At 71.5% G+C, this 263-nt stretch carries 1 protein-coding gene; it reads left to right on the top strand.

All coding sequences use genetic code 11. The features are described 5' to 3' along the window. Positions 1–69 precede the first annotated feature (69 nt). Positions 70–263, top strand: a 194-nt coding sequence (locus tag ACSNOK_RS34725; protein WP_436784694.1) for a roadblock/LC7 domain-containing protein, incomplete at its 3' end; no start/stop codon positions are given.

Genomic DNA, 263 nt, shown 5'->3' with positions numbered 1-263 from the left:
ATCTGTCTCCCCGGAGCACGAGCCGCGCCCCGGGGAGACAGATCGTCGAGCACACGAAGGAGACCGGTAGTGGCCGGAACCATATCCAGGCTTCCCGATGTGGGATGGATGCTGCGTCCCCTGACGCGGATTCCCGGGGTCCGGCACGCCGTGGTGGTGTCCGAGGACGGGCTGCGGATGGGCCACGACTCCGCCGAGGGCCTCGCGGGCGACGTGCCCGAACTGACCGTCGCCGAGGCGGAGTCGCTCGCGGCCGCGTGCGC

This window comes from Streptomyces sp. URMC 126 (assembly GCF_051386555.1).
Lineage (GTDB): Bacteria > Actinomycetota > Actinomycetes > Streptomycetales > Streptomycetaceae > Streptomyces.
This window is presented reverse-complemented; position numbering and strand designations above follow the sequence as displayed.